The following is a 23297-nucleotide window of genomic DNA, read 5'->3' as shown; positions in this document are numbered from 1 at the left end:
TGACGCCACAACATGTAGTGGTTAACGCTCAAAAGGCGCATCCGGGCATGGGGCAGGACAAGACGGCAATAGTTCAGTCAGTAGCTGCGAGAACGCAACCCTCTTTTGTGAGGGCGGCGAACAGGAATCCCATGTCTGAAACAGCATGGAAAAGGGTGGGTGTTCGCGTGTGTGAAAAGTGCGGCGCTCGGTATTAGGACAGTTAGTTTAGAGGCAGCGACCAATGAAAATCGAACGCAAATTCACCAAGGCAGGTCAGGACGCATACGCGGATCTGGATTTCATCAGCACCGTATCCGAAATCCGCAACCCGGACGGTTCTGTTGTCTTCAAGCTGGATGACGTCGAAGTCCCCTCCAGCTGGAGCCAGGTCGCCAGCGACGTGATCGCGCAGAAGTATTTTCGCAAGGCTGGCGTGCCGTCCAAGCTGAAGAAGGTGAAGGAAAAGGGCGTTCCCGAATTCCTGTGGCGTTCCGTTGCAGACGAGGGCGCAGAGATGGGTGGCGAGACATCCTCCAAGCAGGTCTTTGACCGGCTTGCCGGTGCCTGGGCCTATTGGGGCTGGAAGGGCGGCTACTTCTCCACAGAAGAAGACGCACAAGCCTATTACGACGAGATGCGCCACATGCTTGCCTCGCAGCGTGCTGCTCCGAATTCGCCCCAGTGGTTCAACACTGGCCTGCACTGGGCCTACGGCATCGACGGTCCGGCCCAGGGCCACTACTATGTCGATTACAAAACCGGCAAGCTGACCCGCTCCAAATCTTCCTACGAACATCCGCAGCCGCATGCCTGTTTTATTCAGTCCGTTAAGGACGATCTGGTTGGCGATGGCGGCATCATGGACCTTTGGGTGCGCGAAGCGCGCCTGTTCAAATACGGCTCCGGCACCGGCACGAACTTCTCCTCGCTGCGTGGTGAGGGTGAAAAGCTGTCGGGTGGCGGCAAATCCTCCGGCCTGATGGGCTTTCTGAAGATCGGTGACCGTGCTGCGGGCGCGATCAAGTCCGGCGGCACCACACGCCGTGCGGCCAAGATGGTGATCGTGGACGCCGATCACCCCGATATCGAAGACTTCATCAACTGGAAGGTGCTTGAAGAGCAGAAAGTGGCCAGCATCGTCGCTGGCTCCAAGATGCACGAGCGCCAGTTGAACGAGTTGTTCGCCGCGATCAAAGCATGGGACGGTGCCGAGGCTGACGCCTATGATCCTGCCAAGAACGAGCAACTGAAAGCGGCAATCCGCGCAGCCAAAAAGGTCGCGATCCCCGAGACTTATGTCAAGCGCGTGCTGGATTACGCCAAGCAGGGCCACACCAGCATCGAATTCCCCACCTATGACACAGACTGGGATTCCGAGGCCTATAACTCCGTCTCTGGCCAGAACTCCAACAACTCGATCCGCGTGACCAACGCCTTCCTGACGGCAGTCGAAAAAGACGCCGATTGGGAGCTGATCGACCGCGTCACCGGCAAGCCCTCCAAGACAATCCGCGCCCGCGATCTGTGGGAGCAGGTGGGCCACGCCGCATGGGCCTGCGCCGATCCCGGCATCCAGTACCACGACACCGTCAACGACTGGCACACCTGCCCCGAAGACGGCGCGATCCGCGGCTCGAACCCATGCTCGGAATACATGTTCCTCGATGACACCGCCTGTAACCTGGCGTCCATGAACCTGCTGACCTTCCTTGAGGACGGTGTGTTCAACGTCGAAGACTACATGCACGCCTCGCGCCTCTGGACCGTAACGCTGGAAATCTCGGTCATGATGGCGCAATTCCCCTCCAAGGAAATCGCACAGAGGTCTTACGACTTCCGCACACTGGGTCTGGGCTACGCCAACATTGGCGGTTTGCTGATGAACATGGGCTACAGCTATGACAGCGACGAGGGCCGCGCGCTTTGCGGTGCGCTGACCGCGATCCTGACAGGCGTGTCCTATGCCACCTCCGCCGAGATGGCGGGCGAATTGGGCGCATTCCCCGGCTACGCCAAGAACGCCGAGCACATGCTGCGCGTTATCCGCAACCACCGCAACGCGGCTTATGGCAATGACACCGGCTATGAAAAGCTGAGCGTGAAGCCCGTGCCGCTGGATCACGGCAACTGCCCACAGCCGGGTCTGGTCGATGTGGCGATGTCCTGCTGGGACGAGGCGCTGACACTGGGCGAAGAGAACGGCTATCGAAACGCGCAGGTTTCCGTCATCGCGCCCACCGGCACCATCGGTCTGGTCATGGACTGCGACACCACCGGGATCGAGCCAGACTTCGCACTGGTAAAGTTCAAGAAGCTCGCTGGCGGCGGTTATTTCAAGATCATCAACCAGTCGGTGCCAGCAGCACTTGAAAAGCTCGGCTACGGTTCTGCCCAGATCGAGGAAATCGTAGGCTACGCCGTCGGCCACGGCACCATCGGCAACGCGCCGGGCATCAACCACACCACGCTGATGGGCCACGGTTTTGGCCCCAATGAGCTGGCCAAGGTCGACGCCGCACTGGCGCAGGCCTTCGACATCCGCTTTGTCTTCAACCAGTGGACCCTCGGCGAGGAGTTCTGCACGCAAGTCCTTGGCATCCCAGCTGAAAAGCTGAACGATCCCACGTTCGATCTGCTCAAGTCGCTCGGGTTCTCTCGTGCGGACATCGACGCGGCCAACGACCACGTTTGCGGTACGATGACCCTCGAAGGTGCGCCACATCTGAAGGAAGAGCACTACAGCATCTTCGACTGCGCCAACCCCTGCGGCAAGAAGGGCAAGCGTTACCTTTCCGTCAACAGCCACATCTACATGATGGCGGCGGCGCAGTCCTTTATCTCTGGCGCGATCTCCAAGACGATCAACATGCCAAACGATGCGACAATCGAGGACTGCCAGAAGGCCTATGAACTCAGCTGGTCCTTGGGCATCAAGGCAAACGCGCTCTACCGCGACGGCTCCAAGCTTTCGCAGCCCCTCGCGGCTGCACTGGTCGAGGACGACGACGAGGCCGCAGAAATCCTCGAAACCGGCTCTATTCAGGAGAAAGCCACCGTGCTTGCCGAAAAGATCGTCGAGAAGGTGATCGTCAAGGAAATCGTCAAGTCGCACCGCGAAAAGATGCCCCAGCGCCGCAAGGGATATACCCAGAAGGCGATGGTCGGCGGGCACAAGGTCTACCTGCGCACCGGTGAGTACGAGGACGGCAAGCTCGGTGAGATCTTCATCGACATGCACAAGGAAGGTGCAGGGTTCCGGGCGATGATGAACAACTTCGCAATCGCGGTTTCCGTCGGCCTCCAGTACGGCGTGCCGCTTGAGGAATTCGTCGATGCCTTCACCTTCACCAAGTTTGAGCCAGCGGGCATGGTGCAGGGCAACGACAGCATCAAGAACGCAACCTCAATCCTTGACTACATCTTCCGCGAACTGGCGGTCAGCTACCTCGACCGCACAGACCTTGCCCATGTGAAGCCCGAAGGCGCCACCTTCGACGATCTGGGACGCGGCGAGGAAGAGGAAAGCGTCGGCAACGTCTCGGAACTCTCCGAAGCGGCGGCGGCGAACTCTCTCGAAGTGCTGCGCCAGATCAGCTCGACCGGCTACCTGCGCAACCGCCTGCCACAGGAATTGCTGGTGGTGCAGGGTGGTGCGAATATCTCTTCCGGTCTGGCCCCCGAACTGTCGCAGGGCGGCATCGTCGCCGAGATGACGGCAACCACTGCGGTTGCAACCGGGGCTATCACTCTGGACGCCCGCACCAAGGCCAAGATGCAGGGCTACGAGGGCGAGGCTTGCGGCGAATGCGGCAACTTCACCCTGGTGCGCAACGGCACCTGCATGAAGTGCAACACCTGCGGCGGCACGTCCGGGTGTAGCTGAGGAGGGATCGGGCTAATGCGACCAACAATTTCAAAACTACCAACTCGACCGCGTTCGGTTGACCCGGATCAACCCGAACTGAACCTCCGCGTCGAGAAGCAAGCTGAGCCAGATGGCATCGGGATGGGCGTACTAAGTGACGGCACCGCTTTCTTGACCCAAAGGGCAATCGCAGACCTCTGCGGTTTAAGGAACAAGTATATCGGCATTCTGTCTTCGGAATGGAGTTCAGCTCAACCACCTAAAGAAGTGGTGAGAGTCAAAGAAATCCTCTACGAGCAGGGTGATGGTATCCCCTCTCTGCCTCACGTCGAAGTGTTTGAGGGCAAGCGTAAGTACTTTGCCTACCCAGCTGCTGTATGTACCGCGATATTGGAATACTTCGCATTTGAAGCGGGCCGTCAGGGAGCTGAAATCGCCCTCAAGAACTTCAGGCAGATTTCAAGGCACGGTCTCAACCGGTACATCTATGATGCCACTGGTTACGAAGCTAAGCCCGAGGAAGACGTTTGGCGAGTATTCAAGGATCGAGCAAGCCTCACATATGATGCTGTGCCCGAAGGCTACTTTGGCATTTTCAAAGAGATCGCCACTCTCATATTCACCTTGGGTGAAGCGGGCCTTCACATAGATGAGAATTTCGTCCCAGACATCAGTGTTGGGCAGGCATGGGCAAAACACTGGCAGGCTGCCGCACTACACTTAAGGTTTGGTGAGCGGCGGACGTACAATCACAACTATCCCAGCTACTTCGCTCAAGCCATGAGCAATCCACAACTGGCAAACTGTTATCCAGAAGATGCGTTGGGGGAGTTCAGGCGTTGGTTCAGGCATGACTACATCGGTGAAGGCCGCTTCAAGAGGTATTTGTCGAAAAAGGTGAGCGAGCGCTCGCTGGGGCGCGGCTATGTAGAGCGAATTCTCATAGCTGTCACCAAAGAGAAGGGGCCAGAGAAAGTGAATTGAATTGGGGCGCCGAAAGGCGCTCCAACTGAGACCGGGTGGGTTCTCGCGCATCGCGTTGCGATACGCTGCCACCCACTGGTTGCAAACCTCCGGTTTGCAACCGGGACACGGAGCGGATGCGTTCGCTCTGGACGACGTTCAGGCCGCAGGCAAATAAACACCGAGCGGTTAACAAATTGAGCTTGAACGGCGAAACTAAACGGAGGGCTTCGGCCCTCCTTTTCTTTTTCCATGAACGCCATTTAAGCATCCGAGTGCCGTCATTGCCCAATGCCGACCGTTGCATCGCACCATCTTTTCCTAAAGCAACTCCACCACGGACCCTTCCAGCCCGATCTCCTCGCGCAACCGCGCCCGCGCACGGCCCAGCCGCGACATCACGGTCCCCTTTGGCACTCCCACACGCTGCGCCAGCACCTGCGGGCTGGTTTCCCCCAGCATCACCAGCCGCATGAGGGCTGCCTGATCTGCGGGCAATCGCTCTATCGCGGCCTGCAATTCCGTGCAGGCGATGCGGGCGGGGGCCAGCGGGGCAGCCTGCGCCATATCCTCGGTCAGTTCTTCTGTTGGCCGCCTGCTGCGCCAGCGCTGCCGCGCAAGGTTGTGTAGCATGATCATCGCATACCGTTCGGGGGCCTCGATGTTGTCATGCCTCGCCAGTGCCTGACACAGGCGCAGCGCTGTCTCCTGTGCCATGTCTTCGGCCTCGTCCCGGTTGCGCGCCAGACGGCGCGCGCGCCGCAACAGCTTTGGCAGAATGTCTGATATCGCATCGGTATCTGTCTTTGTCATGGTGTGCTGCCTCATGTTGTTTTGTCTCAACATGGCGCAAACAACGCCTGCAATCTCTGAGGGAAATTCCGCCGATCCGGCCATTACCCCCTTTTTGGGCAAGCCCTTGCCCATCGCCGCGTTTGTCATCGGCAACCCCTCGCGTGCACTGCCTGGGGCAGGGATGCACAGGCCTTCAGATGCATCTGACAGGGGGAAGGCGACAAAGCCTTCGAACAAAGCAAACCCTGAAAGGGAGTATCCAAATGACCAAGACTTTCAAAATGACCATGGTTGCCATCGCGACCCTCTGCATGCCTGCCTTTGCCATGGGCGCAGGCGCGGCCGAGGTCGATGCCAACGGTGATGGCATTCTGAGTGTGGCAGAGGTGCAGGCGGTCTATCCAGATGTGACGACCGAACAGTTCTCGGCCATGGATCTGAATGCAGACGGGGCGCTTGATGATGGTGAAGTACAGGCAGCCCAAGAAGCCGGCATGATGCCGGCACCCTCCGAAGGGTAAGGGGATATGCAGGGTGGGCGCGGCATGGCAGCTTGGCTGCGCCGCCCTGCATGATCGAGGCCCGGCTGCCCCAGCGCCGGGCCTCTTTTTTATTAAATCAGTTGTTTACGCGGGTAAGTGAATGTTGAAACGCGCTCGTATTTCCTTGTCTATGATCGGATCGAACCGGGCGCGGGATCGTTGGCTCAGGATCTCTTCCTTGCGGGCAGTTGCATTCCTGATCAGATCCGGTTTGCCCAATTCATCCCACTCCTTGGGCGACGACCGATTGGCAAGGCTGGGATACACATGATCCGTTTCCATCCGGCTCAGCGTTTGTTCCGTGCCCAGGTAGTGACCGGGGCCACCCAGACAGACCTCGCGTATCTGATCAAGCGCCAGGGTTTCGTCGTTTACCTCAATCCCGCGCACGCACCGCTGGGCCTGCCCAATCAGATCATCGCCCAAAATCAGTGACTCGTGGCAAAATCCCAGCAGGGACGCATGCATGCCCGCCGCCTCGTAGATCATGTTGCAGCCCGACAGCCCCGCCATGACGTTCGAGCACATCTGCTCCCATCCCGCCTGCATGTCAGGCATCTTGGCATCGGCAATGCCACCCGCCGCCCCACCGGGAAGCCCGTAGAAATGATGCATCTGTGCACAGCCTGACGTCAGAAGCGCCTGTTCGCCCGATCCGCCAGTCATGGCACCCGAACGCAGGTCCAGCCCAAAGGGCCATGTGCCAAAGATCACCGGGTGCCCCGGCTGGACAGCATCGACATAGACAAGCCCCGCCAGACATTCCGCAACCGCCTGTACAATAGCACCCGCGACGGTCGAGGGCGCGGTCGCCCCGGCCATCCCGGCCGACAGCAGCAGCACGGGCATGCCGCCCTTGATCGCCTCTTCCATCACCAGACAGGATTCGGTGGCAAATTTCATCGGCGGCACAACAAAGCAATTCGAGTTCGACATGAATGGCCGCTCGCGCCACTTGTCCTCGCCGCCGGCGATGATGTGCAACATCTCCAGCGCATCCTTGATATAGGCCGGGTCGGTAAAGGACGTGCCGACATGCTTCATCGTGCCGGAACAGCAGCCGTAGACGGTGTTCAGATCCATCTCCCGGTTGTCGGTGATGTCCCGACAGACCATGGGGCGTTGCAGGAAATGGATGTTGTCCAGCGTGTCCGTGATCCGCGCCGCATCATGAAGGTCCTGAAGCGTACATTCGCGATAGCTGTTGTCCTCGACGTCCACCAGATGCACGGCAGCCCCGGCGGTGCCGTAATGCACGCGGGTGCCCGACAGCTCCAGATCATGCGCCGGGTCGCGGGCGCACAGGGTGACAGACCGGTTGGCCCGCGCCAGCGCGTCTTCGACAAGGGCAGGAGGAAAGCGCAAGCGGCCATCATCGCCCAGAATAGCACCGGCCTTGGTCAGATAGGCAACGCCCGAGGCAGGCGCATCTGCCAGCCCGATCTCTTCCAGCGCGGTCAGTGCGGCGCGGTGGATGGCTTCCATGCCTGCCTGCGTCAATGGTGTGTACTGTCCGCCCTCCATGCCGGGGCGAATAGGGCGAAGGTGGTCCGCAAGCGGCTTGGCGCGCGCAGCACGTCTTGCCGCACGGCCGCCACTGCGAATGGGTGATTGATCTGTCATGGTCTTGGTCCGGAAAAAGAAAAAGCAATAGGGGAGGCGGGGTCAGTCCCGCTTTGGCGCGCCACGCGCCGCGCGACCACGATCAGCACCGATGGTGCGGCACACCCTTGTGATGATGCAAATATCAGGCTTCATCGCGCTTTCCTTTTTTATCAAATCCTGAGCAGTCAAAGCGGCGTTTTCTATCCCGTTTGCGCCATGCCAGCCCGTTTGCGACCCGTGCAACCGCAGCATTTCTTTCAAGGGGGGCTGCGGGAAAATCGCACCGATGGGCCAAAAGTGGCCGACCCAGTTGTCCCGAGATTGCAACAATCTGCCCATCGCAGCTTCGTGAGGGGTAATTGAGGAACTCTATCCTTAATTGAGGCATTGCCCCGGTGATCCCGCATCGAAAAGCGGGGCAAGTCGATAAGAAGCTCAATACAATCTGAAGGAGCAGAGAAATGAAACGATTTATGAAAGCAACCGCAGCGGCACTTGTGGCAACCACAGCTCTTGGTGGCGCAGCCTTTGCTGGCAGCCTGCAAGATCCGGTGATCGAAACGCCTGTGATAGCACCTGCGCCAATACCGGTCTCAGGCGAGTGGACAGGGTTCTATACTGGTCTTCAACTTGGCTATGCCGACATTGACGGTGATGGCGGTCTTGAGGGTGATGACAACACCTACGGTTTTCACGCCGGATACGACTATGACTTTGGCGATTTCGTGCTGGGCGGCGAGCTGGACTACGATCAGGCGGACATCGACCTGAACGCCGGTGCGGCCAGCATTGATTCCATTGCCCGTCTCAAGCTGAAGGGCGGTTACGATCTGGGTAACACACTGATCTATGCGACAGCAGGTGTCGCCCGTGCGGACACATCCGTGGGCGATGAGACTGGACCCTTTGCCGGCCTTGGCATCAGCTACAAAGTGACGGACCGCTATACAATCGGTGCCGAGGTGCTTGAGCACCGTTTCGATGATGTCGGTGGTATCGCGGGGAATGATTTGGACGCCACAACAATCACGCTGCGCGGTTCACTGCGCTTCTAATTGCTGCCCCGGCGTCAGTCGGAAAGCAAAAGAAAGGGTTGGCGCTCCCCTCGTGCGCCAACCCTTTTTTATCGTCAGGTTTTGCTTTCCGCAAAGGCGCAAAGCGTTCTGAGCGCCTTTTCAAATTCATCATCCGCGATGGTCATAGCGACCCGCAAATGCCCTGCCGCCGCTTTGCCGAAACTCTCGCCGGGCATCATCGCGATGTGGTGTTCCTCCAGCAGGGCATAGGCAAAGTCTTCGCCGGTCATCCCGGTGTTGCGCACGTCCAGCATCAGGTACATCGCACCTTGTGCAGGGACCAGCGACACCGCGTTCTGTCCCGCCAGCACATTCTGCGCAATGGCACGGCGGCGACGGAAGGGTGCTGCGATTTCTTCTTCAAACGCCGGGCCCTGATCCAGCGCAAAGACAGCGGCGTCCTGAATGAAGCCGGGCACGCCGTAAGTGGTGTGCGTGGCAAGATTGATCGCGTGGCCGATCACATCTTCTGGCCCGATCAGCCACCCACAGCGCGATCCTGTCATGGCGTGGGATTTGGACATTGATCCCACCACCAGCGTGCGCTCGGCCATGCCGGGCAAGGCGCGGGGCGACAGGTGTTCGCCCTCCCAAACCTGCGTGTCATATACCTCGTCCGAGATCAGCCACAGATCGTTGTCGCGGCAGACTTCTGCGATGCCTTCCAACGTGGCGCGGGAATAGACGACGCCGGTGGGGTTGTTCGGCGTGTTGATCAGCAGCGATTTCGCACCTTTCGCCTGCGCCGCAATGTCCGCGGAACGCGGCTGAAAAGCGTCCTCGGCATGGGTCTGGATACAGACAGGCTCCGCGCTGGCCCCCCGCAGGGTGCCGGGGTAGGTCGCATAGAAAGGATCAAGATAAAGCGCCCGGTCGCCCGGATCACAGGCGGCGACATGCGCTGCGAAAAGCGCGGACTGCCCACCTGGCGTGATCATAACGTTTTCTTTACGTGTCGGCACACCGGTGCGTTCCTGCACACGCGCGGCCACGGCCTCGCGCAGGGCTGTCACACCGGGAATGGCGGCATAGCCGGTATGCCCGTCAAGGGCGGACCGGTGCATGTCCTGCAGGATCGGGGCTGCGGTGCGGATGTCGTGCTCTCCGATGGTCAGTTCGGTCACAGGGATGCCTGCCGCGATCATCTGGCGCGCCTTGTTGAACACGTCCCACCCGTCTGACCCGCCGCCAAGGATGGTCGAAATGCGCCGCGATGCCTGCATGATGCTCTCCTTCAATTGGGGCGCAGGGGGCGCAGAGCATGTTTGATTCGTCAATCAACTGTTGACCCGATGCCAGCCCATCGGCTACCCCATCGGCATGACAAAGATGATGTGCACAATTATTTGTACCATTACCTGCTGAGAGTTTTCTCGCGGGCCGTCATCCATGTCGTTTTCATTCAGAGAGATATGTGGCAAGCCCGCGATACCTTTGCGGGAGGATAAGGCCCATGACGACGATCAAGCTCTATAACACTGCGACGCGCCGGAAAGAGGTGTTCGAACCCATCCGCGCAGACGACGTGCGCATGTATGTCTGCGGGCCAACCGTCTATGACCGCGCCCATATCGGCAACGCGCGGCCCGTAATCGTGTTTGACGTGCTCTACCGTCTGTTGCGGCATGTCTATGGGCCCGATCACGTGACCTACGTGCGCAACTTCACCGACGTCGATGACAAGATCAACGCGCGCGCGGCCGAGAGCGGTCGGTCGATTGGTGAGATTACGGCCGAGACGACGCAGTGGTTTCTCGAGGACATGGCGGCAGTGGGGGCGCTTGAACCGTCAATCAAGGGCGAGAAGCATCAGGAGGCGATGCCGCGCGCAACGGCCTATATCGATGAGATGATCGCGATGATTGAGGATCTGATCGCCAAGGACCATGCCTATGCCGCCGAGGGGCACGTGCTGTTCCGGGTGCGGTCCTACAAGGAGTACGGCGCGCTGTCGGGCCGGTCGGTCGATGACATGATCGCGGGTGCGCGGGTCGAGGTGGCACCGTTCAAGGAAGACCCGATGGATTTCGTGCTGTGGAAGCCCTCGGACGACGACACGCCGGGCTGGGACAGCCCCTGGGGCCGGGGCCGTCCGGGCTGGCACATCGAATGCTCGGCCATGGCGCATGAACTGCTGGGCGAAAGTTTCGACATTCACGGGGGCGGCAACGATCTGACCTTTCCGCACCACGAGAACGAGATCGCGCAGAGCAGATGCGTGGGGCACGGCTTTGCTCAGGTCTGGATGCACAACGAGATGTTGCAGGTCGAGGGCAAGAAGATGTCCAAGTCTCTGGGCAATTTCTTTACCGTGCGCGATCTGCTGGATCAGGGGGTGCCGGGGGAGGTGATCCGGTTTGTGTTCCTCGGCACGCACTACCGCAAGCCGATGGACTGGACCGAGAAGAAACGGGCGGAGGCGGAGAAGACGCTGCGCAAGTGGTACGAGCAGGTTGCCGGGGCAGAGACAGCGGCAGCGTCTCAGACCGTGATCGATCTGCTGGCGGATGATCTCAACACGCACGGTGTATTGACTGAATGCCACCGGATGAGCGTGGAGAATGACATCGCTGGATTGCGTGGGGCGCTGACACTGGTCGGTTTGCTGGATGAGAAGATCCCGGAATGGGCGGTAGAAAGGGCCTATGATCTCACCGATGTCGAAGCCTTTCTGAGTGACGCCCGTGTGACCGCGATGGAGACAAAGGATTTTGCTGAAGTCGACCGGATCAAGGCTGCACTTGTTGCAGCGGGAATTGAGGTGCAGATGAGCAAGGATGGGGTCAAATTGACGGCACCGCCCGGATTTGACCGCTCTGCCCTTGAGGGGGTCTTGTGATGATGGGCCGGGGATGGTGGGGTGAATCCCATTCTGCGCACCTTCGGGTTTCGTGGCGAAACTTTGTTTGTAAACAAATGGTTAACGCGAGGGCGTGTCGATGAGTAAGGAACGCCTCTGTCTCTACGACACCACCCTGCGGGACGGGCAGCAGACGCAGGACGTGCAGTTCTCCACTGAGGAAAAGCAGCAGATCGCCCGTGCGCTTGACGCGCTGGGGGTCGACTATATCGAGGGCGGCTGGCCGGGGGCGAACCCCACCGACAACGCCTTTTTTGACGCCGCACCAAAGACCACGGCAAAGATGACCGCCTTTGGTATGACCAAGCGCCCCGGCATGTCGGCGCAGAATGACGATGTGCTGGCGGCTGTGTTGAACGCGGGCACGGGATCGGTCTGTATCGTGGGCAAGACCCATGATTTTCATGTTGAGACCGCGCTGGGCATCACGCTGGAGGAAAACCTTGTCCTGTTGAAAGAAAGCATTGCGCATATCGTGGCATCGGGCCGTGAGGCGCTGTTTGATGCGGAGCATTTCTTTGATGGCTACAAGGCGAACCCCGGCTATGCGCTTGATTGTCTCAAAACCGCGCTTGAGGCGGGGGCGCGCTGGATTGTGCTGTGTGACACCAATGGCGGCACGCTGCCAGCGGAGGTCCATGAGATCACCCGCGCGGTGATCGCGGCAGGCATTCCCGGCGACCAGCTGGGCATTCACACCCATGATGACACAGAGAACGCAGTGGCCTGTTCACTGGCCGCCGTGGACGCGGGTGCGCGGCAGATACAAGGCACACTGAACGGGCTGGGCGAGCGCTGCGGCAACGCCAACCTGACAGCGCTCATTCCGATCCTGATGCTGAAGGAACCCTATGCCAGTCGCTTCGAGACAGGTGTCAGTCTGAAGGCGCTGAAGGGGCTGGTGCGGACCAGCCGGATGCTGGATGAGATCCTCAACCGGGTGCCGCGCAAGCAGGCGGCTTTCGTGGGCGCTTCGGCCTTTGCCCATAAGGCGGGGCTGCATGCCAGTGCGATCCTGAAAGACCCCAGCACTTATGAACATATCGATCCGGCGCTGGTGGGCAATGCGCGCATCATCCCTATGTCCAATCAGGCGGGACAGTCGAACCTGCGCAAGCGCCTGTCCGAGGCTGGGCTGAAGGTGGAAAAGGGCGATCCGGCGCTGGGCCGCATCCTTGAAGAGGTCAAGGCGCGCGAGGCTGAGGGCTATGCCTATGACACCGCGCAAGCCAGTTTCGAGTTGCTGGCGCGGGACGCGCTGGGCCAGATGCCAGAGTATTTCGAGGTCAAGCGCTACCGGGTGACGGTGGAGCGGCGCAAGAACAAGTACAACAAGATGGTCAGCGTCTCCGAAGCTGTGGTCGTGGTGAAGGTGGACGGCGAGAAGCGCCTGTCGGTCAGCGAATCCATGGACGAGGCCGGAGGTGACCGAGGGCCGGTGAACGCCTTGGCCAAAGCGCTTTCCAAGGATCTTGGGCAGTATTCAGGGATGCTTGAGGACATGCGGCTGGTGGATTTCAAGGTCCGCATCACCCAGGGCGGAACCGAGGCCGTGACCCGTGTCATCATCGACAGCGAGGACGGCGCGGGGCAGCGTTGGTCTACCGTTGGTGTGTCAGCCAACATAGTCGACGCGAGTTTTGAGGCCTTGCTGGATGCCATCCGCTGGAAACTGGTGCGCGATCTTGACGGGGCATCAGTATGAACGATTCAGCCGAGGATCCAATGAAAGCGTTTTTCGAGCTTCACCGCGATCTGCCCCGTGAGGGACCGGGTGAGCCAGCGGACATTCACTGGGCCGCCCATATCGCCGCGACGCCTGACAATGCGGAAATGGCCGATGTGGGCTGTGGTCCGGGGGCCGATATCGGCAGTTTGCTTGAGGTCGCCCCGAAAGGTCATGTCACCGCGCTTGATAAGGTGGGGCAATTTGTGGCTGCCGCCCGGCAGCGGTACGTCGCTGATGCGCGCGTGACAGTACTACAGGCGGACATGGCACGGATCATGAACAGCTATGATATGATCTGGTGTGCGGGTGCGGTCTATTTTCTTGGCGTGACCGAGGCGCTGACACGGTGGCGCAAGTCTTTGCAGCCGGGCGGGGTCGTGGCGTTTTCTCAGGCGTGCTGGTTCACCGATGCGCCATCGGCGCGGTCCAAAGAGTATTGGGACCGGGAATACCCCGACATGACAGACGAGGCGGGTGTGTTGGCGCAGGTCGCTGACGCCCGATACGAGGTGTTGGGCACACGGCGTCTGTCTGATGCTGCATGGGAAGCCTATTTCGGACCGATTGATGCGCGGATCGCGGCCCTGCGGCCAGAGGCGGATACGGCGCTTGCGCAGATCTTGGACGAGGCAGAAGAAGAGGCCGCATGTTGGCGGGCGCACCGCGCTGAATATGGGTATTTGCTGACGGTTGCGCGACCCCTATGAGCTTTGATGCCGACCTGAACGCCTGTGCCGCGCTGGTCGAACGGGCAGATCCGTGGCGTTTTCGCGCTGCCATGGCCGCACCTGTCGCGGCACGCCGGGTGTTGTTTCCGCTTTATGCGTTCAACGTCGAGGTTGCCCGCGCCCCCTGGGTGACGCAGGAGCCGATGATTGCCGAGATGCGCCTGCAATGGTGGCGTGATGTCTGCGAGGAGATCAGCGATGGCAAGCCGGTCCGGCGGCATGAGGTGGCTACGCCATTGGCCGCTGCGATCACGGCAGAGGATGCGCAGCTTTTGGATGAGCTTGTCGCAGCGCGGCGCTGGGATGTGTACCGAGACGCCTTCGAGGACGAGGCGCATTTTGAGCGTTATTTGGATCAGACGGCGGGGCATCTGGCATGGGTGGCTGCGCGCAGGCTGGGTTCGGCCGATGAGGCCACGGTAAGAGACGCGGCCTTTGGGGCTGGCATCGCGGCATGGTTGATCGCGATACCCGAGCTGGAGGCACGCGGGCGGGTGCCGTTGCTGGACGGCACCGGGGATGGGGTTGCCCGGCTGGCCAAGGAAGCCTTGGGTCGTCTGACATCAGCGCGCAGAAATCGGGCCAAGGTGTCGAAACCGGCGCGTGCGGCCTTGCTGCATGTGGGCGCGGCCGAGGGCGTATTGAGGCGGGCGGCTGAAAACCCGGCTGAGGTGGCCCAAGGCGTCTTGCCCGACCCGGTCGAGGCGGACCGGCTCAAGCTTGCGTTCAGAGCCGCGACCGGGCGCTGGTAAGGATCGCTCAGGCGGTCTTGGTCTTGGGCCGCATGACCAGCCAGATCAGCGAGCCGCCGGCCAGCACAAGAAACGGGATCATCGCCATGTTGACGGCGGCCCATCCGGTGACGGCATCGCCACCCGAACAGTTCATCAGACCGCCGGATGCCAGCGAGGCAAAGGTAACGCCGCCAAAGACCAGCAGGTCGTTCAGGCCCTGCATGCGGCCACGTTCGTGGGGGGCGTGGCTGCTGGCCAGCATCGTGGTGGCTCCGATGAAGCCAAAGTTCCAGCCCAGACCCAGCAGCACAAGCGCGATGTAGAAATTGGTCAGTTCCACGCCCTGAAGCGCCACAACGCCTGCGAAGCCCAGGATCGCGATACCCAATCCCATTATCTTCTCAACGCCGAAGCGTGCGATCAGGTGTCCGGTAAAGAACGAAGGTGCAAACATCGCCAGCACGTGGCTGGTCACGATGTTGGAGGCATCCGCGACGGCATAGCCGCAGCCGACCACCGCCAGCGGCGTTGAGGTCATCACCAGGTTCATCAGCGCGTAGGACACCATACCGCAGATCACCGCGACTGCGATGCGCGGGGTCGTCAAAAGCTCCCAGCGGGTGCGGCCCTTGGGGCTGTCAACCGACGGGACCGGAGGCTTGGGGATGTCCAGCAGGAAGAACAGCGCCATACCCAGCACGTTGAGGGTCATCGCGGCCAGATAGACGGGGAAGAACCGCATCACGGTGGCATCGGGGCCGCTGGACAGGATCGAGACGAGTTGCGGGCCGATCACGGCCGAGATCAGACCGCCCGCCATCACGTAGGAAATCGCCTTGGGGCGGAAGGTTTCGGAGGCGGTATCAGCCGCGGCAAAGCGGAAAAAACCTTGCGAGGACATGTAGATACCGGTCATGTAGCTGCCCAGCAGGAAAACCCAGAAGTTATTGATGGTCAGCGCGTAGGCACAGATGGCCGCCCCGATCAGGCCGCCGAAAGCGCCCACGACGAAACCCGCGCGACGCCCATAGTTCTGCATCACAGTGGAAAGCCATGGCGCTGTTGTCATGGAGCCGAAAACGATCATCGAAATGGGCAGCGTCGCCAGACAGACGTTCGGCGAAAGCTGTTGCCCGGCCAAGCCACCGATCACGAAGATCATGGTGATCTGGCTGCCTAGGAAAGCCTGCGCGGCAACCAGAACCGCTACGTTGCGCTTGGCGCGGGTATCATCAATCATGGTGTATTCCTTCTTGGCCAAGCCGTACCGTTCCGCCGGGACAGGAGCAACCCCTGACAGCTTGGGCTTGTGCTTGGGGCTGGCGTGCATAATGTCGCCGTAATGGAACAGGCAAAGCGCATACTTCTGCTCGCAGGCAGCGCCGAGGCGCGCCAGATTGCCGTGGCTTTGCAGGCGCAGGGGACCTCCGTGCAGGCGATCAAGTCGGAGCCGCCGCGGGGGCCTGATCCGATGCCGATGCCTTTTGAGGTCTGGAAGGAGATTTCGCAGGAAAAGCTGGGTGAGGCGATGCAGGGGGTTGATGCGGTCATCGACGCCAGTCACGGGTTTGACGGGGTAATGACCGAGGCCGGGTTTGCAGCGGCGTCTGCACTGGGGCTGCCGATTGTCACCCTGTCGCGTCCGCCGTGGTCAACGGCAGAGCATCCCCGCTGGCGATCGGCACAGGATGTCGCCTCAGCGATGGCGCTGGTACGCCCCGGCGCACGGGTTTTTGCGGCGACCGGATGGGCCAGCCTGCCCGATTGCGCCCGCTTTCCGGGCAGCCGGTTGCTCTTGCGTCAGACGGTCCGGCACGACAGGCCACCGCCCTATGATTTCGTAGAGCTTGTTTTCGGTGATCCGCCCTTTACTGCGGAAAGCGAGGCGGCGCTGTTCAGGGATCTGAATGTCGACACGCTGATCTGTCGCAACCTTGGCGGGCGGGCCAGCCGCCCCAAGCTGGACGCGGCCAAGGCGCTGGATCTGGATGTGATTCTCATCGACAGGCCTGCCAAGCCAAGCGGCATGGCAGAGTGCACCTCTGTCGAGGACGTGTTGGCATGGGTCGCAGGCTTATGAGGTCCGCGCCCCGCAGGATCGAAACCGATGCCGATGTTGCCGAAGGTGCGGCGTGGCTGTGCGCCCGTGAGCCCCGGTTTACGTCGGCGCTGCGCCAGACAGGGCCGTTGCCCTTGCGGCTGCGGCCCGATGGCTTTGCCGGGCTTCTTGATATCATCATCAGTCAGCAGGTCAGTGTCGCGTCGGCCAATGCGATCAGGGAGCGGATGCAGGCGGCCGGGTTGATGTCCGAAGACGCGGTGCGCGGGGCAGGGGATGCGGGGTTGCGCGCCGCAGGGTTGAGCCGCCCCAAGGCCCGCTACGCGCTGATCCTTGCGGATGAGGATATCGATTATGCGGGGCTGCATGGGTTGGACGATGCGGACGTCTTTGACCGTCTGACCCAGATCACGGGCGTCGGTCCGTGGACCGCGCAGATCTACGGCATGTTCTGCATGGGGCGGGCTGATATGTTTCCGCCCGGTGATCTGGCCTTGCAGGTCGCGGCGCAATCGTTGTTCGGCTTGCCCGAAAGGCCAAAGCCGGAGGCGCTGGCGGAGATGGCGCAGGACTGGACGCCTTGGCGGTCTGTTGCAGCCCGCGCGCTCTTTGCCTACTACCGTATCTTGAAGAACAGGGAAGGGTTGGGATGACACGGGTACTGAACGCTGAGCGCCGCGCGGCAAAATCGGGCGAGACACGCTCTATCGTTGTGTTTCTGCATGGTTACGGCGCCAATGGGGCCGATTTGCTGGGGCTTGCCGATCCTTTGGGAGAGCATCTGCCGGACACGATGTTCGTCGCACCGGACGCGCCTGAAAACGTGCCGGGGATGATGGGCGGCTACCAGTGGTTTCCGATCCCCTGGATTGATGGCTCCTCGGAAGAGGAATCCATGCGCGGCATGGATCAGGCGGTCACCGACCTGAATGCCTTTCTGGACGCGTTGATGGTGGACGAAGACGTGCTGCCGGAACAGGTTGTGTTGTTCGGTTTTTCCCAAGGTACGATGATGGCGCTGCATGTGGCCCCGCGCCGCGAGGACGAGGTGGCCGGTATTGTCGCGTTTTCCGGTCGGTTGCTATCGCCTGAAGCGCTGGCCGACGAAGCGGTGGTGAAACCGCCGATCCTGCTGGTGCATGGTGATGCTGATGATGTGGTGCCGCCGCAGTCGCTGCCGCAGGCAGCAGAGGCGCTGCAGGAAGCCGGGTGGCAGGACGTCTATGCCCATGTCATGAAGGGCACGGGCCACGGCATTGCGCCCGATGGGTTAAGCGTGGCCTTGGCCTTTATGCGCGATAAGCTTGGTTTATAGGCACTTCGTCACGAAACCGTTACAGAACTGCTGCAATCGTCCCCGCGACATCTTGTGCAAACCTTTGGCTTGCCAGCCGAAAACCACGAGATATAGTTTGAAGGAATAGGTGAAGGACGCAAGCGATGGACGGCGATTTCAGAACCGAGTTTACAAGGCAGCCAGCGGGGCTGAAACACAGGCCCGCGCTGGTGCTGAACGCGGACTACAGACCGCTCAGTTATTATCCACTTTCGCTATGGCCATGGCAGGACGCGATCAAGGCCAAGTGGCTGGACCGGGTGGACATCGTTGCCGAATACGACGATGTGGTGCGAAGCCCGACCATGACGCTGAAAATACCGTCCGTCGTGGTGTTGAAAGATTATGTAAAACCTCAAAAGCGCGTGGCCTTCACGCGCTTTAATTTATTTCTGAGAGACGAGTTCCGCTGTCAGTACTGTGGCGGGAAGGGTGATTTGACCTTTGACCACGTGGTGCCAAGGGCTTCGGGAGGGGTTACGTCGTGGCAGAATGTTGTAGCGGCCTGTAGCCCCTGTAACCTCAAGAAAGGATCGAAGCCGCTGCACCGCACCGGGCTGCACCTGCGTAAACCACCGCGCCAGCCAGCGGCGGAGGAGTTGCGGAACATGGGGCGAAAGTTTCCCCCGAACCATCTGCACGAAAGCTGGATGGATTTTCTGTATTGGGATGCTGAGCTGGAGGCGTGATCTGGGCGCTTGCTGGCGTTCATCCGTATGCACCTCTTCGCTTGGGCGCGGCGCGGTCACTGGCGGCTGCCTGTTGCAGAGGTGTTGCTGGCTTCGGGTCTCACCATTCAAGACCAGAGATGTCAGAAATCCAGTTCGACCCAGACCGGGACATGATCAGAGGGTTTGTCGCGGCCGCGCACGTCGCGGTCGATCTGGCAGTCGCGCAGCATGTCAGCGCAGGCCGGGCTGAGCAGGAAATGATCGATGCGGATGCCGTTGTTGCGGTTCCATGCGCCAGCCTGATAGTCCCAGAAGCTGTAGTGGCCCGGCCCCTGCGTGCGGGCGCGGAAGGCTTCGGTCAGGCCCAGGTTGAGAAGACGGCGCCATGCGGTGCGCGATTCAAGGCGAAAAAGGGCATCCTCGCGCCAGCTGTCCGGGTTTGCCGCATCTTCGGCTTGCGGAATGATGTTATAGTCCCCGGCCATGAGGAATGGCGTTTCTTCTGCCAGAAGCGCGCTCGCACGGGCCTCAAGCCGGGCCATCCACGCCAGTTTGTAGTCGAACTTGGGTCCGGGGGCCGGATTGCCGTTGGGCAGATAAAGGCCGCAAATGCGCAGGGCCTCGCGCTGTCCTATCACCGTGGCTTCGATCCACCGGGCCTGCGCGTCATCGTCGTCGCCTGGCAAGCCACGGCTGACGTCTTCCAGCGGGTGCTTGGACAGGATCGCCACACCGTTGAAAGACTTCTGGCCGTGGGTTTCCACGTTGTAGCCGCGATCCTCGAATATCTCCTTGGGAAAATTCTCGTCGATTGACTTGATTTCCTGCAGCAGGACAACATCCGGCTGCGCGTCGTCCAGCCATGCCGGGAGGCTTTCGATGCGTGCCTTGATCCCGTTGATGTTGAAGGTCGCAATTTTCATTTTCGATCTCCCGCGAGGTTGCGTTTCCTATCGCGGAAAAAGCGAAGCAGGGCAAGAGACGGGTGCTACCGCTTAAGGCGATTCGGTCAGACTTAATGCCACTTTGGGTTGATCTAAGGTGCCGGCATCACGAAAGAGAGTTCAATGAACGTTGTGGAGAAGAAATGTATTCAAGTGTGGATAAGATGAATATTGACGCATGGTAAACCTGCTGGCGCCCATCCCGGCTGTGGGCGCATCTGGTGATAAGCTGTGAGGTCGAAAAACCTGCTTGGAATAGCACGCAAAACGAGCAATCGTTGAGGTGTTTCAACTTTAGATTGTAAACCATTCCAACCGAAAAGGACTATCCATGACTGCACTTGCACGTATCACCGACATCACAATTGCTTCCGAAACAGCGGACCATAGCAGCATTGATGCAGGTTCCGGAGTTGAACTGTTCGTCTCCGGCTCCGCGCCGACATGCTGCGATATGATGGCGGGCGACGGCGTTGACCTCTACGTCTCGGGCTCTGCTCCGCACAGCAATGACATGATGGCCGGTCAGGGTGCCGGAATGTTTATGCAAAGCGTTCTGGAAACGGGCTGTCGTATGTCAGAAGGCGACAAGACCGGGCTCTTCATGCAGAGCGTCTGAGCAACCAGCGCAGCGCGGTCAGACCCGGCACAACCTTGCCGGGTCTGATCCAACACCAGCTCAGGAGGAACAGACATGTCCAATGTTGTTGCGTTTCAACCAAAGCTTCGGCCTGATAGGGCCCAGAACCTTGCGGCCTTGCTGGAAGGCGTTTCCCAACACAGACGGCGACCAGACGATGTGTTCTGGCTCAAGGAGAATGCCGAGCTTTTGAATCTTCTTGTGGCAACGTCAGAGCCGCTGATGCCGGGCGCCCTGGCCCCTTTCGAGACATTTTACGATGAGATCGAAGAGCGGTTGCGTTTTTACCCCCAGTATTATCGGTTTTTCCTGTCGATCTGTCTCGATCTGGAGGACCTCGGGTTGGATGGGTGCAAGGGAGAGAGGCTGTGCGACTGGGTGGCTTCGGTCGGACTGGCGGAGGCGGAGCTGTCCGACTTGCAGAGGGCGGAAGCCCGCAGACTGCTTGCGCGGCGCGGTGCGGCAGATGTGGTATCCAGCGGTGATCTTGTAGCGCGGCTGCGCCGGTTTGTCGAACGTCCGGAAACCTTTGCCTTGCCCAACAAAAAGGCGGCCTATGAGCTGACCCACATCGTGTATTATCTGTCAGAGTACGGAAAATATGATCCTGAGCTGAGACCTGAAGCGATGATGAGCCTCGAATACACAGGTCTTGTGGCGTATCTGGATCAGAACCACGATCTTCTTGCAGAAGTATGCACAGCGATCCAGTTTGCTGGCGGGACACCCAGCCAAATCTGGGTCGAGGACGTCTCCAGAGCCCATGCAGGTATCATGCCTGTACCGGCGGAAACCGAAATGCCGGTCATGGATGCCTTTCATGCCTATCTGGTCACCGGATGGGGGCAGGCCGTCGCCGGTGCGCCATGCTTTGAGGCGGAGGTGCCGCAAGGGGGCGTTCAGTTTGTTGACCAATTACAGGCCAAGAGCGCATTGCGCGGCTTGTCGGAATTCCTGTTTGATCTGGGTGCTGCGCGTCATGGGGATTGGTCGGGAATGCGGGGGCGCGTGATCCCGTTTCTGGATGCACATAGCCGCGCAATCGTTCAGCGGGCCGAAGCGTCCTCTGAAAGGTTCGGCGACTTTTTTGAGGGTTTTGCACGCAACTCTGGCAGCTGATCCCCTAAGGGCAGCCACAAGCGGGGCGACTTACATCGAAAAGGATGTGCCGCAGCCGCAGGCGGATGTGGCGTTTGGATTGTCGATGACGAACCGTGCGCCGATCAGTTCCTCGGAAAAGTCGATCACAGCATTCGTCAGGAAGGGCAGGGAGATGCTGTCGACGACGACCTTTTGCCCGGCACCTTCCAAGACGAGGTCGTCTTCCTTGGGCTCATCAAGGTCGATTTCATATTGAAAGCCCGAACATCCACCGCCTTCGACGGCCACGCGCAGGGCCTTGCCCTGATCGGACGCGCCAATCTCTGCGAGGCGTTCAAAGGCGCGGGGCGTGACTTTGGGGGGCAGGTTCATCATTTGGCTCCGGTGCTGCGGTTTTCATCGCGTTGCATTGCTAGTATAGAAAGCGTTGGGACAGGCCACAAGGACCAGCGGCAATGCGCGCACCTTTCGCCTCTGATCCGGTTACCGCCAGGGGACGGCGGGTCCGGGAAGAGGAAAGCACGTTCCGGTCTTGCCATCAGCGGGATCGGGACCGGATCATTCATGCCAGCGCCTTTCGGCGGTTGAAGCACAAGACGCAAGTTTTCGTGGAGCACGAGGGCGATTATTATCGCACGCGTTTGACCCATTCGATTGAGGTGGCCCAAGTGGCGCGGACGATTGCCGGTGCTTTGGGTCTGAACGGGGAACTGACCGAGGCGGTCGCGCTGGCCCATGATCTGGGTCACACGCCGTTCGGGCATACGGGCGAGGATGCGCTGCATGCACTGATGGCGCCCTACGGCGGCTTTGATCACAACGCGCAGGCGATCAAGATCGTGACGTCATTGGAGCGGCACTATGCCGAATTTGACGGATTGAACCTGACGTGGGATACGCTGGAAGGTATTGCCAAGCATAATGGGCCCGTTGTCGGCGATTTGCCCTATGCTTTGGCCGAATATAACGCGCTGCATGATCTGGAACTGCACACGCATGCGAGTGCCGAGGCGCAGGTCGCGGCGCTGTCTGATGATATTGCGTACAACAACCACGATCTGCATGACGGATTGCGGGCAGGATTGTTTTCTGAAGACGAGATTGCCGACTTGCCCTTGGTGGCACCGGCCTACGCCGAGGTTGATCGTCTGTATCCCGACACCGATAGCTACCGCCGCAGGCACGAGGCTTTGCGGCGGGTGTTCGGAATGATGGTAAGCGACGTGATCGAGACTTCGCGAGGATTGCTGGACAACTGCGGTGCGGCATCAGCCGCAGATATCCGGCATCTGGGGCGGCCGGTGATCCGGTTCTCGGACCAGATGTGGCAGGACATTCGTGCCATACGCGCGTTTCTGTTCAAGCGGATGTACCGCGCGCCGTCGGTGATGGAGAAGCGCGCCGAGGTGACGAAGATTGTCGAGGACCTGTTCCCGCTGTTTCTGGAGAATCCCGACATGTTGCCCCGTCACTGGGCACGACAGATCGAGCAAGCGGCGCAGGACCGGACGACGCTGGCGCGGATGGTGTGCGACTACATTGCCGGGATGACGGACCGCTACGCCTATTCAGAGCACGCGCGTTTGATCGGATAGGGCCTTGCGTTGATCGGTGTCCGTTCCGTCAAGCTGCGCGGCCGTGATCCAATTGACTGCCCCCACTCAAGT

General features: G+C 60.1%; 21 protein-coding genes. 15 read left to right on the top strand and 6 right to left on the bottom strand.

Annotation, left to right across the window (positions count from 1 at the left end; translation table 11 throughout):
- Window positions 1–223 precede the first annotated feature (223 nt).
- Both GV827_RS00745 and GV827_RS00740 read left to right on the top strand, forming a co-directional pair.
- Window positions 224–3865: a vitamin B12-dependent ribonucleotide reductase gene (locus GV827_RS00745; protein ID WP_164351781.1), complete on the top strand. Its 3642-nt coding sequence runs from the start codon at window positions 224–226 to the stop codon at window positions 3863–3865.
- 15 nt (window positions 3866–3880) lie between these two features.
- Entirely contained in the window at window positions 3881–4831 is a 951-nt protein-coding gene (locus GV827_RS00740) for a hypothetical protein (protein WP_164351780.1), read from the top strand.
- A gap of 300 nt (window positions 4832–5131) precedes the next feature.
- Here the strand turns inward: GV827_RS00740 and GV827_RS00735 are convergent, their stop codons facing one another.
- Complete coding sequence (locus GV827_RS00735; protein WP_164351779.1) at window positions 5132–5623, bottom strand: RNA polymerase sigma factor; 492 nt, start codon at window positions 5621–5623, stop codon at window positions 5132–5134.
- Between the two features lie 245 nt (window positions 5624–5868).
- On the opposite strand from GV827_RS00735, the gene GV827_RS00730 reads away from it, so the two are divergent.
- On the top strand, window positions 5869–6126 hold the full coding sequence (locus tag GV827_RS00730; RefSeq protein WP_235929997.1) for an EF-hand domain-containing protein: 258 nt from the start codon (window positions 5869–5871) through the stop codon (window positions 6124–6126).
- Between the two features lie 105 nt (window positions 6127–6231).
- Here the strand turns inward: GV827_RS00730 and GV827_RS00725 are convergent, their stop codons facing one another.
- On the bottom strand, window positions 6232–7770 hold the full coding sequence (locus GV827_RS00725) for a trimethylamine methyltransferase family protein (protein ID WP_164351778.1): 1539 nt from the start codon (window positions 7768–7770) through the stop codon (window positions 6232–6234).
- A 443-nt stretch (window positions 7771–8213) separates the two neighbouring features.
- Here GV827_RS00725 and GV827_RS00720 point away from each other — a divergent pair, with 443 nt between their 5' ends.
- Window positions 8214–8807 (top strand): outer membrane protein, encoded by a 594-nt coding sequence (locus GV827_RS00720; protein WP_164351777.1) that lies wholly within the window; start codon window positions 8214–8216, stop codon window positions 8805–8807.
- A gap of 74 nt (window positions 8808–8881) precedes the next feature.
- Here the strand turns inward: GV827_RS00720 and GV827_RS00715 are convergent, their stop codons facing one another.
- Complete coding sequence (locus tag GV827_RS00715) at window positions 8882–10051, bottom strand: pyridoxal phosphate-dependent aminotransferase (protein WP_164351776.1); 1170 nt, start codon at window positions 10049–10051, stop codon at window positions 8882–8884.
- 230 nt (window positions 10052–10281) lie between these two features.
- Between GV827_RS00715 and cysS the strand changes: the two genes are divergently transcribed.
- From cysS to GV827_RS00695, 4 genes are all read left to right on the top strand, one after another.
- The gene (gene cysS / locus GV827_RS00710; RefSeq protein WP_164351775.1) at window positions 10282–11667 is read left to right on the top strand and encodes a cysteine--tRNA ligase; all 1386 of its coding nucleotides are present in this window, start codon (window positions 10282–10284) and stop codon (window positions 11665–11667) included.
- 100 nt (window positions 11668–11767) lie between these two features.
- Entirely contained in the window at window positions 11768–13393 is a 1626-nt protein-coding gene (gene cimA / locus GV827_RS00705) for a citramalate synthase (RefSeq protein WP_164351774.1), read from the top strand.
- The gene (locus tag GV827_RS00700; protein WP_235929996.1) at window positions 13390–14124 is read left to right on the top strand and encodes a class I SAM-dependent methyltransferase; all 735 of its coding nucleotides are present in this window, start codon (window positions 13390–13392) and stop codon (window positions 14122–14124) included. Before cimA ends, GV827_RS00700 begins: the two co-directional genes overlap by 4 nt.
- Window positions 14121–14897 (top strand): squalene/phytoene synthase family protein, encoded by a 777-nt coding sequence (locus GV827_RS00695; protein ID WP_164351773.1) that lies wholly within the window; start codon window positions 14121–14123, stop codon window positions 14895–14897. The genes GV827_RS00700 and GV827_RS00695 overlap by 4 nt, the downstream gene beginning before the upstream one ends.
- A 7-nt stretch (window positions 14898–14904) precedes the next feature.
- Here the strand turns inward: GV827_RS00695 and GV827_RS00690 are convergent, their stop codons facing one another.
- Window positions 14905–16119: an MFS transporter gene (locus GV827_RS00690; protein WP_164352171.1), complete on the bottom strand. Its 1215-nt coding sequence runs from the start codon at window positions 16117–16119 to the stop codon at window positions 14905–14907.
- A gap of 102 nt (window positions 16120–16221) precedes the next feature.
- On the opposite strand from GV827_RS00690, the gene GV827_RS00685 reads away from it, so the two are divergent.
- The 4 genes from GV827_RS00685 (at window position 16222) to GV827_RS00670 (ending at window position 18963) form a co-directional block, all read left to right on the top strand.
- The gene (locus GV827_RS00685; RefSeq protein ID WP_164351772.1) at window positions 16222–16959 is read left to right on the top strand and encodes a precorrin-6A/cobalt-precorrin-6A reductase; all 738 of its coding nucleotides are present in this window, start codon (window positions 16222–16224) and stop codon (window positions 16957–16959) included.
- Window positions 16956–17591 carry a DNA-3-methyladenine glycosylase family protein gene (locus tag GV827_RS00680; protein ID WP_164352170.1) on the top strand — a complete coding sequence of 212 codons (636 nt, stop codon included), beginning with the start codon at window positions 16956–16958 and terminating at the stop codon, window positions 17589–17591. The genes GV827_RS00685 and GV827_RS00680 overlap by 4 nt, the downstream gene beginning before the upstream one ends.
- Window positions 17588–18253, top strand: coding sequence for an alpha/beta hydrolase (locus GV827_RS00675; RefSeq protein ID WP_164351771.1), 666 nt, complete (start codon window positions 17588–17590; stop codon window positions 18251–18253). Before GV827_RS00680 ends, GV827_RS00675 begins: the two co-directional genes overlap by 4 nt.
- A gap of 125 nt (window positions 18254–18378) precedes the next feature.
- On the top strand, window positions 18379–18963 hold the full coding sequence (locus GV827_RS00670) for an HNH endonuclease (RefSeq protein WP_164351770.1): 585 nt from the start codon (window positions 18379–18381) through the stop codon (window positions 18961–18963).
- A 122-nt stretch (window positions 18964–19085) separates the two neighbouring features.
- On the opposite strand, the gene xth is transcribed toward GV827_RS00670, so the two are convergent.
- Window positions 19086–19868 carry an exodeoxyribonuclease III gene (xth, locus tag GV827_RS00665; RefSeq protein ID WP_164351769.1) on the bottom strand — a complete coding sequence of 261 codons (783 nt, stop codon included), beginning with the start codon at window positions 19866–19868 and terminating at the stop codon, window positions 19086–19088.
- A gap of 352 nt (window positions 19869–20220) precedes the next feature.
- On the opposite strand from xth, the gene GV827_RS00660 reads away from it, so the two are divergent.
- Both GV827_RS00660 and GV827_RS00655 read left to right on the top strand, forming a co-directional pair.
- Window positions 20221–20508 (top strand): DUF6749 family protein, encoded by a 288-nt coding sequence (locus GV827_RS00660; protein WP_164351768.1) that lies wholly within the window; start codon window positions 20221–20223, stop codon window positions 20506–20508.
- Window positions 20509–20583: 75 nt separating this feature from the next.
- Window positions 20584–21648, top strand: coding sequence for a DUF6902 family protein (locus GV827_RS00655; protein WP_164351767.1), 1065 nt, complete (start codon window positions 20584–20586; stop codon window positions 21646–21648).
- A 30-nt stretch (window positions 21649–21678) separates the two neighbouring features.
- Here the strand turns inward: GV827_RS00655 and GV827_RS00650 are convergent, their stop codons facing one another.
- Window positions 21679–22002, bottom strand: coding sequence for a HesB/IscA family protein (locus tag GV827_RS00650; RefSeq protein ID WP_164351766.1), 324 nt, complete (start codon window positions 22000–22002; stop codon window positions 21679–21681).
- Between the two features lie 83 nt (window positions 22003–22085).
- Between GV827_RS00650 and GV827_RS00645 the strand changes: the two genes are divergently transcribed.
- Window positions 22086–23225: a deoxyguanosinetriphosphate triphosphohydrolase gene (locus GV827_RS00645; protein WP_164351765.1), complete on the top strand. Its 1140-nt coding sequence runs from the start codon at window positions 22086–22088 to the stop codon at window positions 23223–23225.
- Window positions 23226–23297 lie beyond the last annotated feature (72 nt).

This window comes from Sulfitobacter sediminilitoris (genome assembly GCF_010667575.1).
GTDB classification, from domain to species: Bacteria; Pseudomonadota; Alphaproteobacteria; order Rhodobacterales; family Rhodobacteraceae; genus Sulfitobacter; species Sulfitobacter sediminilitoris.
This window is presented reverse-complemented; position numbering and strand designations above follow the sequence as displayed.